Source organism: Streptomyces sp. NPDC054956 (assembly GCF_053609185.1).
In genome coordinates this window covers 1-16668 of sequence record NZ_JBSGXB010000167.1, presented here as the reverse complement: position 1 = coordinate 16668, position 16668 = coordinate 1, and the positions used below count along the sequence as shown (strand labels likewise).

14 protein-coding genes are annotated in these 16668 nt (G+C 71.1%); all 14 read right to left on the bottom strand.

Annotation, left to right across the window (positions count from 1 at the left end):
* Positions 1-53: 53 nt before the first annotated feature.
* Positions 54-1271 (bottom strand): DivIVA domain-containing protein, encoded by a 1218-nt coding sequence (locus ACWGDE_RS24015; protein WP_453391068.1) that lies wholly within the window; start codon positions 1269-1271, stop codon positions 54-56.
* An 82-nt stretch (positions 1272-1353) separates the two neighbouring features.
* Positions 1354-1650 (bottom strand): YggT family protein, encoded by a 297-nt coding sequence (locus tag ACWGDE_RS24010; RefSeq protein ID WP_112450285.1) that lies wholly within the window; start codon positions 1648-1650, stop codon positions 1354-1356.
* A 60-nt stretch (positions 1651-1710) separates the two neighbouring features.
* Positions 1711-2331, bottom strand: a complete 621-nt coding sequence (locus tag ACWGDE_RS24005; RefSeq protein ID WP_453391067.1) for a cell division protein SepF — start codon at positions 2329-2331, stop codon at positions 1711-1713.
* Between the two features lie 151 nt (positions 2332-2482).
* Positions 2483-3202, bottom strand: coding sequence for a YggS family pyridoxal phosphate-dependent enzyme (locus ACWGDE_RS24000; protein ID WP_453391066.1), 720 nt, complete (start codon positions 3200-3202; stop codon positions 2483-2485).
* Between the two features lie 3 nt (positions 3203-3205).
* On the bottom strand, positions 3206-3937 hold the full coding sequence (pgeF, locus tag ACWGDE_RS23995; RefSeq protein ID WP_453391065.1) for a peptidoglycan editing factor PgeF: 732 nt from the start codon (positions 3935-3937) through the stop codon (positions 3206-3208).
* Positions 3934-5133 carry a cell division protein FtsZ gene (gene ftsZ / locus ACWGDE_RS23990; RefSeq protein ID WP_453391064.1) on the bottom strand — a complete coding sequence of 400 codons (1200 nt, stop codon included), beginning with the start codon at positions 5131-5133 and terminating at the stop codon, positions 3934-3936. The genes pgeF and ftsZ overlap by 4 nt, the downstream gene beginning before the upstream one ends.
* Positions 5134-5413: 280 nt before the next feature.
* Positions 5414-6259: a cell division protein FtsQ/DivIB gene (locus ACWGDE_RS23985; RefSeq protein WP_453391063.1), complete on the bottom strand. Its 846-nt coding sequence runs from the start codon at positions 6257-6259 to the stop codon at positions 5414-5416.
* A 16-nt stretch (positions 6260-6275) separates the two neighbouring features.
* Complete coding sequence (murG, locus tag ACWGDE_RS23980; RefSeq protein ID WP_453391062.1) at positions 6276-7370, bottom strand: undecaprenyldiphospho-muramoylpentapeptide beta-N-acetylglucosaminyltransferase; 1095 nt, start codon at positions 7368-7370, stop codon at positions 6276-6278.
* 6 nt (positions 7371-7376) lie between these two features.
* Positions 7377-8774, bottom strand: coding sequence for a putative lipid II flippase FtsW (gene ftsW, locus ACWGDE_RS23975; protein ID WP_453391061.1), 1398 nt, complete (start codon positions 8772-8774; stop codon positions 7377-7379).
* Between the two features lie 76 nt (positions 8775-8850).
* Positions 8851-10308 carry a UDP-N-acetylmuramoyl-L-alanine--D-glutamate ligase gene (murD, locus tag ACWGDE_RS23970; RefSeq protein ID WP_453391060.1) on the bottom strand — a complete coding sequence of 486 codons (1458 nt, stop codon included), beginning with the start codon at positions 10306-10308 and terminating at the stop codon, positions 8851-8853.
* Positions 10290-11360, bottom strand: coding sequence for a phospho-N-acetylmuramoyl-pentapeptide-transferase (mraY, locus tag ACWGDE_RS23965; protein ID WP_453391059.1), 1071 nt, complete (start codon positions 11358-11360; stop codon positions 10290-10292). The genes murD and mraY overlap by 19 nt, the downstream gene beginning before the upstream one ends.
* Entirely contained in the window at positions 11357-12787 is a 1431-nt protein-coding gene (locus tag ACWGDE_RS23960; RefSeq protein WP_453391058.1) for a UDP-N-acetylmuramoyl-tripeptide--D-alanyl-D-alanine ligase, read from the bottom strand. Before ACWGDE_RS23960 ends, mraY begins: the two co-directional genes overlap by 4 nt.
* Positions 12787-14487 (bottom strand): UDP-N-acetylmuramoyl-L-alanyl-D-glutamate--2,6-diaminopimelate ligase, encoded by a 1701-nt coding sequence (locus tag ACWGDE_RS23955; protein ID WP_453391057.1) that lies wholly within the window; start codon positions 14485-14487, stop codon positions 12787-12789. Before ACWGDE_RS23955 ends, ACWGDE_RS23960 begins: the two co-directional genes overlap by 1 nt.
* 44 nt (positions 14488-14531) lie before the next feature.
* Positions 14532-16538, bottom strand: a complete 2007-nt coding sequence (locus tag ACWGDE_RS23950; protein ID WP_453391056.1) for a peptidoglycan D,D-transpeptidase FtsI family protein — start codon at positions 16536-16538, stop codon at positions 14532-14534.
* Positions 16539-16668 lie beyond the last annotated feature (130 nt).

Here is a 16668-nt window from a genome sequence, read left to right as displayed (position 1 = left end):
GTACCCCCTGGGGGGAACCGGGCCCGGCCCGACCGTCTGCCGACGGATACCGCTTAGTTGTCGTCCTCGTCGATCAGGAAGCCCCGCATGGGAGACGGCGCCTGCTGCATCGGCTGCGGAGCAGCCGGCCGCACCGGAGCCATCGGCTGCGTCATCGCCGGGGACATCTGCTGCTGGCCGCCACCGTAGGACGGGGCCATCGGCGAGGGTCCGCCCATCGGCGAGGGGCCACCCATCGACGGACCGCCCATGGAGTGCATCGCACCGGCCGGGGCCATCGAAGGAGTCGGCGACGGCGGCAGCGCGGGACCGGCGGGGTTCCGCGGCGGGGCCAGCGAGTCGTCGGCCTGGGTCTCCAGCTGGCGCAGCTGCGACTCCAGGTAGGACTTCAGACGCGTACGGTACTCACGCTCGAAGCCTCGCAGGTCCTCGACCTTGCGCTCCAGCGTGGCGCGGGCGGACTCCAGGGAGCCCATCGCGACGCGGTGCTTCTCCTGCGCGTCCCGCTCCAGCGCGTCGGCCTTGGCGCGGGCGTCCCGCTCCAGGCCCTCGGCGCGCGACCGGGCCTCGCCGACGATCTTGTTGGCCTCGGAGCGGGCCTCCGCGATCGCCTGGTCGGCGGTCTGCTGCGCGAGCGACAGGACGCGGGCGGCGCTGTCGCCACCGGGGCCCTGCTGCGGGAGCTGCTGCGGCTGCTGGTGCATCTGCTGGCCCATGGGCTGCATCTGCCCCATGGGCTGCATCTGCTGGCCCATCTGCTGCATCGGCTGGCCGAGCGGGTTCTGGCCGCCCATGGACTGCTGCTGCATGGGGTTGCCCATCGGGCCGGGACCCTGCTGGCCCATGCCCTGCTGGCCCATCTGCTGCTGGCCGCCCATGGTGTGCTGCTGCATGGGGCCACCCATGCCCGGACCCTGCGGTCCGTGTCCGCCGGGGCCTGCCGGCAGCTGGGGCTGGCCGCCCGGCAGCTGCGGCGGACCCATCTGGGGCTGCTGCTGCGGGGGGCCGGATATGGCCGCGGGCACGGGGGCGCCGGGGCCACGCTGGTCCTGGGGTTCCGGCTTGCGCATGCCCTGCTGCTGCTGGTTCTGCGCGGCGGCGCGCGTGGCGGCCGCGAGCTTGGCGCGCAGGTCCTCGTTCTCGCGCAGCAGGCGCGTCAGCTCGGACTCGACCTCGTCGAGGAAGGCATCGACCTCGTCCTCGTCATAGCCCTCTCGCAGGCGGACGGTCGTGAACTGCTTGTTCCGCACGTCCTCGGGAGTCAGCGGCATGTCTTCTTCACCTCTACGTAGTCGTCGGCAGTCGGCAAGACCGTATCGGGACTGTCCCCGCGCCTGCGGGGAAGCTCATCGTTCACACGCTTCTCGCAGCGGTGCTCACGAAACTGATGAGGATGTAAACGATGATCATCAGCACGAAGAAGGACAGGTCGAGTGCCACGCCCCCGAGACGCAACGGCGGGATGAGCCGCCGAAGAAGCTTGAGCGGTGGATCGGTGACAGTGTAGGTGGCCTCCAGAACGACCACCATCGCCTTGCCGGGTGTCCATGAACGTGCGAACTGGAACACGTAGTCCATGACCAGTCGGAAGATCAGCACGATGAGGAAGCACATCAGCGCGATGTAGACCACCTGTAGTGCGACGCCCATCCCGCGCTTCCCTCTCCCCGTTTCCCGCTCTGTTCCCGGTCCCGTGTCTGACGGATCGGTCTAGCTTTGGTTGAAGAACCCGCCCTCCGCGATGCGGGCCTTGTCCTCCGCCGTGACATCGACGTTAGCAGGCGACAGCAGGAACACCTTCTGTGTCACGCGTTCAATGCTGCCGTGCAGGCCGAACACGAGGCCGGCGGCGAAGTCGACCAGACGCTTCGCGTCCGTGTCGTCCATCTCCGTGAGATTCATGATCACCGGAGTGCCCTCACGGAAGTGTTCCCCGATGGTACGGGCCTCGTTGTACGTCCGGGGGTGCAGCGTGGTGATGCGGTACGGCTCCCGCTCGGAGACGACCTTGGGCATGATCACGGGTGCGTTCTTCTCCAGATTCGAGCGTTCGGGTGTGATGGATGCCACGGGGGCGATTCGCGCAGGACGTCCGTTTTCAACCGGCATTGGGAGGGGCTCCCTTGGTGCCGGGGGCTGTGCAACTCGTACCGGTTCGTCCGATACGGGCGATTGGTGCGAGGCGGGCTGCTGTCGGCGGTCCCGTTCGCGCGATCGCTCCGGCTCCGGCTCGGGTTCGAACTCGTCGTCGGGGTCGTACCCCGGGTTGTCGTACCGGTCGTCCTCCACGAGGCCGAGGTAGACCGCCATCTTGCGCATCGCGCCGGCCATTCTCTGAGTCCTCCGCTCTGTGGTGGATCGCCCTGTCGCAGGTGTCTCGCCGTGTCACGAATGTCACCAACTGCCCGCGATCCACGTGGTCTGTCCGCTCATCTGCGGAAATGACCATATTTTCTGCTGTGGTCCGACTTTCTTCGCGACGTTACCCGAGCCGGGGTCTCGCGCCGAGTACCGCAGTGCCGACGCGTACATGTGTCGCACCGGCCGCAACGGCCTGTTCCAGGTCCGCGCTCATCCCTGCGGACACCATCGTGGCAGCAGGATGGTCCGCGCGCAGGCGGGATGACAATTCCATCAGCCGCTCGAAGGCCGCTTGTTCGCGTCCCGCGTACTGCCCGGCCAGCGGCGCTACCATCATCAGCCCGTCGATCCGCAGCCCGGGCGCCGCCGCCAGGAGGTCCGCCAACTCGGCGAGCTGCTCCGGCGCGGCGCCGCCGCGGGCCCCTCGTTCGCCCGACTCGGCGTCGAGGGCGATCTGGACCAGACAGCCCAGTTCCCGTCCGGCGGCCTCCGCGGCCGCCGAGAGCGCCGTGACGAGCTTCGGCCGGTCGACCGACTGCACGAATTGCGCGTATCCCGCCACGGAACGGACTTTGTTCGTCTGCAACTGGCCGACGAAGTGCCAGTCGAGCGGCAGATCCGCGCAGGCCGCGGCCTTGGGGGCCGCGTCCTGGTCCCGGTTTTCCGCCACGTGACGGATGCCCAGGTCCGCCAGCAGACGTACGTCGCTCGCCGGGTAGGTCTTGGTGACCACGACGAGCGTCACCTCTTCCCGCTTGCGCCCCGCGGCCGCGCAGGCGGCGAGGATGCGTTCCTCCACCCGCGCGAGGTTCTCGGCCAGCTCGGCCTTACGGTCCGTCATCTTTCAGTCCAACCAGACATATCCGGCAAGCCGCCCGGTCACCCGGTCGCGGCGGTACGAGAAGTGGTCCCGCGACTCCAGTGTGCAGACCGGGGAGCGGCGCAGGTCGGCCACCCCCGCTCCGGCCAGCTGCGCGTGCACTCCGGCGACCACGTCGACGGCCGGAGTCCCCCAGCTGGTCTCGGAGTACGCGGCCGGCACCACCTCGGCGACGGCGGCCCGCATCTCGTCCGGAACCTCGTAGCAGCGCCCGCACACCGCTGGTCCCGTACGGGCGACCATGCGCGCGGGGTCGGCCCCCAGCGCGACCATCGCCTCCACGGCGGCGGTCACGACTCCGGCGACCAGCCCGGGCCGCCCCGCGTGGGCGGCTCCCGCGACACCGGCCACGGGGTCGGCGAGCAGGACGGGCGTGCAGTCGGCGGTGAGGACCGCGAGGGCGAGCCCCCGACGGGTGGTCACCACCGCGTCCACGGAGGGGACGGCGGCGCCGGGGGCCCAGGGGCCGTCGACCACCGCCACGTCGCGGCCGTGCACCTGGTTCATCCAGACCACCAGGTCCGGATCGATACCCAGGGCCTTCGCCGCGGCGGCCCGGTTCGCGCGAACGGCGGCCGCGTCGTCTCCGACCGCGCCGCCGAGATTGAGCTCCTCGTACGGAACGGCGCTCACCCCGCCCCACCGGTCGGTGAAGGCGAAGTGGGCGCCGCTCTCGCTGTGCTGCTCCAGGGTCACTTCAAGAAGTCCGGGACATCCAGCTCCTCGGCCGGGCTGTCCTGGTACGGGCGGGCCGTCGGAACCTGCGGCGCGGGCGCCTCGGCGACCGGGACCGGCTCCGCGTGCAGCGGCTCCTCGCGCGGGGTGACCGAGCCGAGTCCACCGAAGGCCGGGCGGGCCGGTTCGGCGGCACGGACCGGAGCCGGGGCCGGCTCCTCGCGCTTGGTGGACGCGGCACCGATGACGTTGTCCCGGCGCGCCGGGGGCTGTCCGCCGTCGAAGCCGGCCGCGATCACGGTGACCCGCACCTCGTCGCCGAGGGCGTCGTCGATGACGGCACCGAAGATGATGTTCGCCTCGGGGTGCGCGGCCTCGCTCACCAGCTGCGCGGCCTCGTTGATCTCGAAGAGACCGAGGTCCGAGCCACCGGAGATGGAGAGCAGCACGCCCCGCGCGCCGTCGATGGACGCCTCGAGCAGCGGCGAGGAGATCGCCATCTCGGCGGCGGCCACCGCGCGGTCGTCGCCGCGGGCCGAGCCGATGCCCATCAGGGCCGAGCCCGCCTCGGACATCACGGACTTGACGTCCGCGAAGTCGAGGTTGATCAGACCCGGGGTCGTGATGAGATCGGTGATGCCCTGGACGCCCGACAGGAGGACCTGGTCGGCCGACTTGAAGGCGTCGAGGACGCTGACCTGCCGGTCCGAGATGGACAGCAGCCGGTCGTTGGGGATGACGATGAGGGTGTCGACCTCTTCGCGGAGCTCGGCGATGCCGTCCTCCGCCTGGTTCGCGCGACGCCGGCCCTCGAAGGTGAACGGCCGAGTGACCACACCGATCGTCAGGGCGCCGAGCGAGCGCGCGATGTTGGCGACGACGGGTGCGCCGCCCGTTCCGGTGCCGCCGCCTTCGCCGGCGGTGACGAAGACCATGTCGGCCCCCTTGAGGACCTCCTCGATCTCCTCGCGGTGGTCCTCTGCCGCCTTGCGGCCGACGGCCGGGTTGGCGCCGGCGCCAAGGCCCCGGGTGAGTTCCCGGCCGACGTCGAGCTTGACGTCGGCGTCGCTCATCAACAGCGCCTGGGCGTCCGTGTTGATGGCGATGAACTCGACGCCCTTGAGACCGACCTCGATCATTCGGTTGATGGCATTGACACCACCGCCGCCGACACCGATGACCTTGATGACTGCGAGGTAGTTCTGCGGTGCTGCCACGTCGAAGGCCTCTCGCCTCGAGTTACGTGTCGTTCGCCTCGCGGGCCTGCGGTGCGACGACTGATGCCGAAATTGGGACGGTCCGTACACGCCGACCCGAACCCTAACCCTAAAGTTTAGGGTTAAGGGTGTGTCTGTTCCTTGGACTCTTCCGAACAGGACACTAAGTCGACAAGTAGCGCGTGTTCAACGAACACGCCGAACCTCCCGTTTTTCTTTTCACCCTATGTGATCACCCGTATCGGTGGCCAACCAGGGTGCGACGCTGTTCGACCGGACGTCAACTACCGGACACCGCCGGGGCGGTGGGGACGCTCACGTCAAAGTGGTCAGCCTTGGGCGAGGCCTTCAGGAGCGCGGTCAGTGCCCGGCCCTTCGCCCCGCCCTCTTCGCCGCTCCCCCAGACCACCGAGCGGCCGCCCTTCAGCTCCAACACCACGGAGTCGTAGGACCGGACCTTGACCTGCACGGTCTCCTTGCGGACGGCTTCCGGGAGGTCGCCGGCGACGCCGACGGCCTCGTGCAGCAGCCGCTCCTCGTCGAAGCGGCGGCCGCTCGGAGACTGTCCGGCGCTCAATTCGAGGACCGGAACACCCTCGGGAGCTTTCGCCACCGTGTCGAATCGCACACCGGAAGCGTCCACTTCGACGAACTCGGCGTCCTTTTTGATGAGCAGAACGGGCTTGCGTTCCTTCACCTTCAGCCCGATTCCGTGCGGCCAGGCCCGCACCACGTCGACCGAATCGATACGGGGCAGCCGGCCGCGGAGCCGGGCCGCGATCTCGTCGGTGTCCACGGACACCATGGGCGCCCCGACGGGCACGGCCGCCGCGGACAGCACCTGCTCCGGGGTCAGGACCTCGGTGCCGCCCGCCGTGACCTTCTCGACCCGGAGCCAGGAGGACCCGTAGAGCACCCATGTGAGGCCCGCGGCCAGGAGCAGGACCAGGAGGAGCCCGGCGACCAGGACGGGGCCCCGGCGCAGGCCGCGCGCGAAGCGCGGCCCGCCGGGGCCGGACCGCCGGGGCGGCTTCGGCGACTTGGGGGCCTTGGGCCGGCCGGGAGAGCCGGCACCCTTGCCCGCGGCCCCCTGACTGCCGCGCTGTGCGGTGCTCGCTCCGGCCACTCCTGTGCCTCCTGCGTCAGTGCTTCCTGTTGGCGGCGATCGCCTCGTACACCATGGCGACCAGCAGCTCGTCCGCGTCCCGGCGGCCGAACTCGCCGGCCGCGCGGGACATCTCGTACAGGCGGTGCGGGTCGGCGAGCACCGGGAGGACCTGGCTCAGCACCCACTCGGGGGTGAGTTCCGCGTCGTCCACGAGCAGGCCGCCGCCGGCCTTGACCACCGGCTGGGCGTTGAGCCGCTGTTCGCCGTTGCCGATCGGCAGCGGTACGTAGGCGGCGGGGAGCCCGACGGCGGAGAGTTCGGCGACGGTCATCGCGCCCGCCCGGCACAGCATCATGTCGGCGGCGGCGTACGCGAGGTCCATCCGGTCCACGTACGGTACCGGCACGTAGGGCGGCATCCCGGGCATGTTGTCGACACGCGGCAGTTCGTTCTTCGGCCCGACCGCGTGCAGGATCTGGATCCCGGAGCGCTGCAGGGTCGCGGCGACCGCCTGGATCGTCTCGTTGAGGCGGCGGGCGCCCTGCGAGCCGCCGGAGACCAGCAGCGTCGGCAGGTTGGGGTCCAGGCCGAAGGCGGCGCGCGCCTCCGGGCGGACGGCGGCCCGGTCCAGGGTGGAGATGGAGCGCCGCAGCGGGATGCCGATGTAGCGGGCGCCCCGGAGCTTGCTGTCGGGGGTGGAGACCGCGACGGCGTGTGCGTACCGGGAGCCGATCTTATTGGCCAGTCCGGGCCGCGCGTTGGCCTCGTGGACGATGATCGGCACCCCGAGGCGCTTGGCCGCGAGGTAGCCGGGCAGGGCCACGTAGCCGCCGAAGCCCACGACGCAGTCCGCCTTGGTGCGTACGAGGATCTCCTCGGCGGCCTTGATGGTGCCGCGCAGCCGTCCGGGGACGGTGATCAGCTCGGGCGTGGGCTTGCGGGGCAGCGGGACGGCCGGGATCAGTCCCAGCTCGTAGCCGCGCTCCGGCACCAGGCGGGTTTCGAGTCCGCGTTCCGTGCCGAGGGCGGTGATGCCCACGGAAGGGTCCTGCCTGCGCAGGGCGTCCGCGAGGGCGAGCGCCGGCTCGATGTGGCCGGCGGTCCCCCCACCGGCGAGTACGACATGCACCGAAATTCACCGCTCTCCGGACGGACGCTTCTTGACGCGCCGTCTCATCGACTTCCATCTCTGCCCGGTCCGCGGCCGGCCGTTCTTCGGCTTGCGCATCGCGAGCGCCGCGCGTGCCGCCGGCTCCTCACGCGCGAACGCGATGAGCAGTCCGACCGCGAACATGGTCGGCAGCAGGGCGGACCCACCGTAGGAGAACAGCGGGAGCGGGACCCCGGCGATCGGCAGCAGACCGAGCACCGCACCGATGTTGATCACGGCTTGCGCCGTGATCCAGGTGGTCACGCCTCCCGCGGCAAACCGTACGAAGGGGTCCTCCGTGCGTCCGGCCACGCGGATACCCGCATAGCCTAGGGCCGCGAACAGGGCGAGCACCGACAGCGTCCCCGCCAGACCCAATTCCTCGCCGGTGATGGCGAAGATGAAGTCGGTGTGGGCCTCTGGCAGTTGCCCCCATTTTTCCACACTGGCACCCAGACCGGAACCGAACCATCCGCCGGATGCGAGGGCGTAGATTCCGTGGACCGCCTGCCAGCACAGGTCGTTCTTGCCGGGTTCGGTCGCGCCGATGCACGCGAGCCGGTCCATGCGGTGCGGGCTGGTCTTGATGAGCAGGACGACGAGCACGCCCGCGAGGGCCAGTACGCCCGCGAACATCCGCGTGGGCGCCCCGGCCAGCCACAACAGACCGAACAGGATGGCTCCGAGGATCATCGCGGTGCCCATGTCCCCGCCCAGCATGATGAGCCCGAGCAGCAGGAAGGTGACCGGGACCAGCGGCACGAGCAGGTGCTTCCACTGGCTCAGCAGGTCCTTGTCGCCCTTGCGCGCCAACAGGTCGGCGCCCCACAGGATGAGGGCCAGTTTGCCGAACTCGCTGGGCTGGAGCATGAACGGACCGCCGAGGGAGATCCAGTTCTGGTTGCCGTTGATCGATACGCCTATCCCCGGGACCTGGACCAGGACCATCAGGAACAGCGTGCCGGCGAGCACCGGATAGGACAGCGCCCGGTGCAGTTTGACGGGCATCCGGGAGGCGACGAGGAGCAGTCCGGTGCCGATCAGTGCGGCGAGGAACTGCTTCTTGAAGAAGTACGCGTCGCCCAGGCCGAGCTGGAGCGCCTTGATCATCGAGGCCGAGTAGACCATCACCAGGCCGAGCACGGTGATGAGCAGCGAACTGCCGAAGATCAGGTAATACGCGGTGAGCGGCCGGTCCCAGGCCCGGCGCAACTGCCGCTGCGTACGCCTCAGGCGGGCCAGCGGCCCGCCCGTGGCGGGCCGCCCGGCGCGCCCCGCGGGGCGGCCGCGGCCGGGCGTCCGGTCGGCCTTGGGAGCCCTGGCGGCTCTGGCGGTCCTGTCGGCGGACGGCCGCCGCCCCGGCAGCATTTGCTTGGCCGGCATCTGTGATCTTCCCCTCCACTCGTACGAGGCGAGCGGCCGGTCGGCCGGAGGGAACCCGCCCTGGATCGAGCCGGCCCTAGGCCTTCTCGGCGGCCAGTTCGCGCACCGCGTCGGCGAACGCGTCCCCACGCTCGTTGTAGTTCGCGAACATGTCCATCGAGGCGCAGGCGGGGGCCAGCAGAACCGTGTCGCCGGTTTCCGCGAGCCGGGCCGCTTCCCGGACCGCCGCGAGCATCGCCCCAGTGTCGGTCTGCCCGAGGTCCACGACCGGGACCTGCGGCGCGTGTCGCGCCAGTGCCTCGGCGATCAGCGCCCGGTCGGCGCCGATCAGCACGACGCCGCGCAGCCGCTTCGCGGACTTGGCGACGAGCTCGTCGAAGGTGGCGCCCTTGGCGAGGCCGCCGGCGATCCAGACGACCGGCTCGAAGGCGGCCAGGGAAGCCTCGGCGGCGTGGGTGTTGGTGGCCTTGGAGTCGTCGATGTAGACCACCCCGTCGACCTCGGCCACGTGGCTGACCCGGTGGGCGTCCGGCCGGAAGTTGCGCAGTCCCTCGCGGACGGCGCTCGGCTTCACGCCGAAGGCGCGGGCCAGCGCTGCCGCGGCGAGGGCGTTGGCGATGTTGTGCGGGGCGGGCGGGTTGACGTCCGTGACCTCGGCGAGCTCCTGGGCGTTCTTCTGCCGGTTCTCCACGAAGGCCCGGTCGACGAGGATGCCGTCGACGACGCCGAACATGGAGGGGCCGGGGGCGCCGAGGGTGAAGCCGATCGCCCGGCAGCCCTCTTCGACGTCGGCCTCCATGACCAGGTTCTCGGTGGCCTTGTTGTCGGCGGCGTCCGCGTTGTAGACGCAGGCCACCGTGTTGCCCTCGAAGATCCGGCCCTTGTCGGCGGCGTACGCCTCCATCGAGCCGTGCCAGTCGAGGTGGTCCGGGGCCAGGTTGAGGACGGCCGCGGAGTGGGCGCGCAGCGAGGGCGCCCAGTGCAGCTGGTAGCTGGAGAGCTCTACGGCGAGGACGTCGTACGTCTCCTCGCCGGTCACCACGTCGATGATCGGGGTGCCGATGTTCCCGACGGCCGCCGTCCGCAGACCCGCGGCCTTCAGGATCGAGGCGAGCATCTGGGTGGTGGTGGTCTTGCCGTTGGTTCCGGTGATCGCGAGCCAGGGCGCCGCGTCCGGGCCGCGCAGCTGCCAGGCGATCTCCACGTCGCCCACGACGTCCACGCCGGCCGCCGCGGCGGCCGTGAAGAGCGGGCTGTCGGGCTTCCAGCCCGGCGAGGTGACCACGAGGTCGGTGCCCTCGGGCAGGACGTCGCCCGCCCGGGTGCCGTCCTCCAGGACGCCGAGGCGGGTCTCGATGCCCAGTTCCGCGAGCTCGGCGGCCCGCGCGCGCAGGGCGTCGCCGCCGCCGTTGTCGACGACGGTCACCCGCGCGCCGAGGCCGGCCAGGGCACGGGCGGCGCTGACGCCGCTCACGCCGAGGCCGGCGACGGTGATGTTCTTGCCGTGCCAGGAGGTCACTTGTCGGCTGCCCATCCCGCGTAGAAGAGTCCGAGGCCCACGATCACGCACATGCCCTGGATGATCCAGAAGCGGACCACGACAAGGACTTCGGACCACCCCTTGAGTTCGAAGTGGTGCTGGAGCGGTGCCATCCGGAAGACGCGCTTGCCGGTCAGCTTGAAGGAGCCGACCTGGATGACGACCGACATCGTGATCAGGACGAAGAGGCCGCCGAGGAGCGCCATCAGGAACTCCGTGCGGGAGCAGATCGCCAGGCCGGCGAGTGCGCCGCCGAGGGCCAGCGAGCCGGTGTCGCCCATGAAGATCTTGGCGGGCGAGGTGTTCCACCACAGGAAGCCGAAGCAGGCGCCCATCAGGGCGGAGGCGACGACCGCGAGGTCCAGTGGGTCCCTCACCTCGAAGCAGGCGGCCGGGTTGGTCAGGGTCTGCGCGTTGGCGCAGGACTCCTGGTACTGCCAGACGCCGATGAAGGTGTAGGCGCCGAAGACCATCACGGCGGCGCCGGTGGCCAGGCCGTCCAGACCGTCGGTCAGGTTCACGCCGTTGGACATCGCCAGGATCATGAACAGCGCCCAGACCACGAACAGCACCGGGCCGATCGACCAGCCGAAGTCCGTGACGAACGACAGCTTGGTCGAGGCCGGGGCGTTTCCGCGCGCGTCCTTGAACTGCAGCGCGAGCACCGCGAAGGCGATGCCGACGATCAACTGGCCGGCCATCTTGGCCTTGGCCCGCAGACCGAGCGAACGCTGCTTGACGATCTTGATGTAGTCGTCGAGGAAACCGACCAGGCCCATGCCCGCCATCAGCAGCAGGACGAGCAGGCCGGAGAAGGTCGGCTGGCTCCCGGTGATCACCTTGGTGAGGGCGTACGCGATCAGCGTGGCCAGGATGAAGGAGATACCGCCCATGGTGGGCGTGCCCTTCTTCCCGGCGTGGCCGCGCGGGCCGTCGTCGCGGATGAACTGGCCGTAGCCCTTGCGGGCCAGACCCTTGATCAGCAGCGGGGTGCCGATGAGCGTGAGGAAGAGTCCGATGACTCCGGAGAACAGGATCTGCCTCATCGGCCGGCGACCTCGCCCTCGGCAGAGCCGTCGAGCAGGGCCTGGGCCACCCGCTCCAGACCAGCCGACCTGGAAGCCTTCACCAGCACGACGTCTCCCGGGCGCAGTTCACTGCGCAACAGGTCGACCGCCGCCTGCGCGTCGGACACGAGCACCGACTCCTCACCCCACGAACCCTCGTTATATGCGCCCAGTTGCAGCCAGGAGGCTTCCCTGCCCCCGACTGCGACGAGCTTGCTCACGTTGAGCCGGACGACAAGCCGTCCGACCGCGTCGTGCTCGGCGAGCGCGTCGTCTCCGAGCTCGGCCATCGGGCCGAGCACCGCCCACGTGCGGCCCCCGTTCGCCTTGCCGGCACCGCCCATCGCGGCGAGTGCGCGCAGTGCGGCCCGCATGGACTCGGGGTTTGCGTTGTAGGCGTCGTTGACGATCGTCACACCGTCCGCCCGCTCGGTGACCTCCATCCGCCACCGGGACAGGGTGCCCGCCCCGGAGAGCGCGGTGGCGATCTCCTCGACGGACATGCCCAGTACGTGGGCGACGGCGGCCGCGGCGAGCGCGTTCGACACGTGGTGCTCACCGTACAGCCGCAAGGTCACTTCGCCGCACCCGGTGGGTGTGTGGAGTGTGAAGGAGGGCTGTCCTGCCGGTGTCATCCGGACTTCGGTGGCCCGGATTTCGGCGTCCTCCGCCTCCCCGAACAGCACCGTACGGGCCTTCGTCCGCCCGGCCATGGCACGAACCAGCAGGTCATCGGCGTTGAGGACGGCGACGCCGCCCTCCGCCTCGGACGGCAGGGCCTCGACGAGCTCGCCCTTGGCCTGCGCGATCTGCTCCCGGCCGCCGAACTCGCCGATGTGCGCGGTGCCGACGTTGAGGACCAGGCCGATCCGCGGGGGCGTCAGTCCGGTGAGGTAGCGGATGTGGCCGATGCCGCGGGCGCCCATCTCCAGGACCAGGTGCTGCGTCTCCTCGGTGACCCTCAGCGTCGTGATCGGCAGGCCGATCTCGTTGTTGAGGTTCCCGGGGGTCCACACGGTCGGCGCGTGGTGCTGCAGGACCTGGGCGATCAGGTCCTTGGTGGAGGTCTTGCCGGCGGAGCCGGTGAGGGCCACCACGTCGGTGCCGAGCCGTTCGACGACGGCCCGGGCGAGCGCGCCGAGGGCGGCCACCACGTCGGGGACGACGATGGCCGGGACCCCGACGGGCCGGGTCGCGAGGACGCACACGGCACCGGCGGCCAGGGCGCGTTCGGCGTAGTCGTGGCCGTCCACGCGCTCTCCGACGAAGGCGGCGAACAGGCTGCCGGCCTGGACCTCGCGGGAGTCGTAGACCACGGGACCGGTGACCAGAACGGACGGATCCGGTATGTCGTGGGGCCGCCCGCCGGTGATGTCGGCGATCTCGGCGAGGGAAAGGGCGATCACTACTTGTTCACCTCGGCCTGTCGGGGACTCAGTCGCGCTCGGTTCTCGATGGCCGCGCGCAGGACCGCCCGGTCGTCGAAGGGGCGTACGACGCCCCCCGTGTCCTGGCCCTGCTCGTGGCCCTTGCCGGCCACCAGCACGGTGTCGCCGGCCTCGGCGCGCGCGACGGCGGCGGCGATGGCCGCCGCCCGGTCGGCGTCGACGAGGACGGCGCCCCGCTCGGCGGGGGGTACGGACACGGCGCCGCGGAACATCGCGGCGAGGATCGTCAGGGGGTCCTCGGAGCGCGGGTTGTCGGAGGTCAGCACGGCGGTGTCGGCGTACCGGGCGGCCGCGGCCCCCATCGGGGCCCGCTTGGTGGTGTCGCGGTCGCCGCCGCAGCCGATGACGATGTGCAGCTTGCCGGTGGTGACCTCGCGCAGCGCGCGCAGGACCGATTCGACGGCGTCCGTCTTGTGCGCGTAGTCGACGACGGCCAGGTACGGCTGTCCCGCGTCGACCCGCTCCAGGCGGCCGGGGACCCCGGGGACCGCGGCGACACCGTCGGCGGCGCTCTGCGGGTCGAGGCCGGCGGCGGCGAGCGTCACGACGGCGGCGACGGTGTTGGCCACGTTGAACGGGCCGGGCAGCGGGGCGGTGGCCCGTACGCGCTGCCCTTCGGGCCCGACCAGGGTCAGGGTGGAGTCCATGTGGCCCGAGACCACGTCCTCGGCGCGCCAGTCGGCGGCCGGGTCTCCGGCGGCGGAGAAGGTGACGACGGGGATCGGGGACTCCTTGGCGAGGCGCCGGCCGTACTCGTCGTCGATGTTGACCACGCCGAGGCGGGCGCGGCGCTCGGTGAAGAGCTGCGCCTTGGCCTGGAAGTAGTCCTCCATGTCGGAGTGGAACTCCATGTGCTCCGGGCTCAGGTTGTTGAAGACGGCGACGTCGAAGACGCATCCGTCGACCCGGCCGAGCACCAGGGCGTGGCTGGAGACCTCCATGGCGACGGCCTCGACGCCGCGTTCGCGCATGACCGCGAAGAGCGCCTGCAGGTCGGTGGCCTCGGGGGTGGTGCGCTCGGACTTGATGCGCTCGTCCCCGATGCGCGTCTCGACGGTGCCGATGAGCCCCGTCGACCGTCCGGCGCCGCGCAGACCGCCCTCGACGAGGTACGCCGTGGTGGTCTTGCCCGAGGTGCCGGTGATCCCGATCTGGATCAGACCCGCGCCGGGCCGTCCGTAGATCGTGGCGGCCAGTTCGCCCATCCGGCCGCGCGGGTCGGGGACGGTGAGGACCGGGAGCCCGGTGGCCGCGGCGCGCTCGGCGCCGGCCGGGTCGGTCAGCACCGCCGCCGCGCCGAGGGCGGCCGCCTGGGCGGCGAAGTCCGCGCCGTGCAGCCTGGCGCCCGCCAGGGCCGCGTACAGGTCTCCGGGGCGCACGGCACGGGAATCGTGCGTGATGCCGGTGATCTGCGGCGACGCGCCGGGGGCCGCGATCCCCAGCAGCTCCGCCAGCTCGCCGAGCTGGATCGGGCGCACGGACGCGGGGCGGGGCGCTCCCGGCGGCGCTGCCGGTGCGTCGTTCTGGGTGGTTCTGGGCTGTTCAGCGTGGGGCACGGCGGTGAGCGTACCGGGCCCGGCGGGCCGGTTGCGAAGCGAGGGCCCGGCCTCGGAGCCGAGGGCCGTCCGGTTCCCGGGTTCAGGGGTGATCGTTGTCACTGGTGGTGCCTCGCGCGTTTCTGGGCGGGCCGTCGGGCGGACGGTCACTGACCGGGCTGCGGGCTCGGCTGGGGGCCGGGCTGCGCGCCGGGTTCGTAGGTGACCGGGAGTCCGGCGGGGGCGGTTCCGGTGGGGGCGACCTGGAGGGTCTTGAGGGCGAACTCCATGACCTTCTTGTAGATGGGCCCGCAGATCTGGCCACCGAAGTAACTGCCCTTGGTGGGGTTCTGGATGGCGCAGTAGACCGTGATGCGGGGGTTGTCGGCGGGCGCGAACCCGGCGAAGGAGGCGGTGTAGCCCTTGTAGCGGCCGGTGGCCGGATCCACCCGGTTGGAGGTGCCGGTCTTGCCGCCGACCCGGTAGCCCGGGATGCGGGCCTTGGTGCCGGTTCCTTCCTGGTCGTCGACCACCGACTCCAGCATTTCCGCGAGGGTCTTGGCGGTCTCCGGGCTGACCACGCGGTGCTGCGGGGGCGCCGGGGCCGGGGTGAAGCGGCCGTCGGGGCCCTTGGTGCCGCGGACCAGGGTCGGCTGGATGCGGACGCCTCCGTTGGCGATGGTCGAGTACACGGAGGCCGCCTGCATGGCGTTGAGGGACAGGCCCTGACCGAAGGGGATCGTGTACTGCTGGGAGGTCGACCAGGCCTCCGGCTTGGCGAGGATGCCGCGGGACTCGCCCGGGTAGTTCAGGCCGGTGGGCTGGCCGATGCCGAACTTGTTCAGGTACGAGTACAGGACCTTGTTGGCCTCGGGCTGCGTCGGGCCGAGCTGGCCGGTGGCCAGGATGGTGCCGATGTTGGAGGACTTGGCGAGGACCCCGTTGAGGGTCAGGTACCAGGTCGGGTGGTCGATGTCGTCCTTGAAGAGGCGGTCGCCGCGGTGCAGCCGGTTGGGGACCTCGACGTGGGTGTCGGGAGCGGCCTTCTTCTCCTCCAGCACGGCGGCCATCGACATCACCTTGGCGGTGGAGCCGGGCTCGTAGACGTCCTGCAGGGCCGCGTTGCCCATGGCGGCGGAGCTGGCCTTCGACAGGTCGTTCGGGTCGAAGCCGGGGGCGTTGGCCATCGCGAGGACCTCGCCGGTGCGGGTGTCCTGGACGATGACGTACCCGCGGTCGGCCTCCGACTTGGCGACCTGCTCGGTGATGGCGCTCTGCGCGGCCCACTGGATGTCGCGGTCGATGGTCAGCTCGACGTCCTGGCCGGGCACGGCGGGCTTCTCGCTGGAGCCGGCCGTCGGCACGCGGCGGCCGCCGGACTGGGCGTAGGTGAGCTCGCCGTCCTTGCCCGCCAGCTTCTTGTCGAGGGAGGACTCCAGACCGCCGGCGCCCTTGCCCTCGGCGTTGACGTAACCCAGTATCCCGGCGGCGAGGTCGCCGTTGGGGTACACGCGCTTGCTGCTGTTCTCGTTGAAGACGCCGGCGATGACATTGGCGCCGGGGCCGTTGTTCCGCTTGTCGGCGGCGGCCTTCTCGGCGAAGACCTTCTTCAGGTCCTTGATCTGGTTCCAGACCTGGGGGGTCTGGCGGCGCGCGAGAACGACATAGCGCGTGTTCTTGGTCTTCAGCCGCTCGGTGAGCTCTTTGGCGTCCTTGCCGATGATCGGCGCGAGGAGGGCGGCCGCCTGCTCGGGGGCGTCCGGGGCCTTGCTCTCCTGCGGGGTGAACATGTGCGGGTCGGCCGTGATGTCGTACGCGTCCACGCTGGTGGCGAGCGCCACGCCCTTGCGGTCGGTGATCTCCCCGCGCTCGGCGGCCAGGGTGTAGCTGGCGAAACGGTTCTCGGACGCCTTGGCGGAGTACGCGGACGCGTCGACGGCCTGGACCTGGAGGAGCCGGACGACGAACGCGAGCATGACGAGCGTCAGCCCGACGCTGACGAGGCGCAGCCGGGGCTTGGGTGCTCCGAGCCGGATGGTGTGCGGTTTCCTCGCGGGGGCGGGGCGGCGGGTGGCGGGCCTGGAGGCCGGCCGGGCCGTGGCCCGCGCCCGTTCCCCGGCGGGCCTGGGCCGCCCGGGCCCGGGCACCCGCCGCCGCGGCTCCTGCGGGCTCACGCGGCGACTCCCGGAGCCGACGGAGCAACGGTCCGGCCGCGCCCGACAAGGCCCGGCTGCCCCGACGTCGAGTGGCTGCGCACGGCGAAGCCCGGCTGCCCCGGAACCCCTGGGGCTCCGCCCCAGACCC